Genomic DNA, 309 nt, shown 5'->3' with positions numbered 1-309 from the left:
CTTGTGCGGCACAATGGCCGCACAGATGGTAATAGAGACGTGAGGAAGTAGACCGATGAGAGACCCCTATGAGGTTCTGGGCATCCAGCGCGGTGCCAGTGAAGACGAGAGCAAAAAGGCTTACCGTGCCAAGTGCAAGCGCTGGCACCCTGACCTGAACCCCAACGACCCCACCGCCGAAGAGCACTTCAAGGAGGTGCAGGCGGCATACGATGCCATCACCAAGGGCGAGACCGGCCCCCAGATGGGCGGCGACTACGGCGGTGCCTACGGCCAGCAGAGCGGCCCCTCCTACGGCGGCTATCAGCA

The 309-nt window shown here is 62.5% G+C and carries 1 protein-coding gene; it reads left to right on the top strand.

Going from position 1 to position 309, the window contains the following annotated elements; translation table 11 throughout:
• Positions 1–55: 55 nt before the first annotated feature.
• On the top strand, positions 56–309 hold a 254-nt coding region (locus tag P0G09_RS17795), incomplete at its 3' end, for a J domain-containing protein (RefSeq protein ID WP_275253334.1).

The sequence above is a fragment of the Faecalibacterium sp. DFI.5.82 genome, from assembly GCF_029076575.1.
GTDB classification, from domain to species: Bacteria; Bacillota; Clostridia; order Oscillospirales; family Ruminococcaceae; genus Faecalibacterium; species Faecalibacterium duncaniae.
Note: the sequence above shows the minus strand (reverse complement) of the source record. Positions and strands in the feature narration are given on the sequence as shown.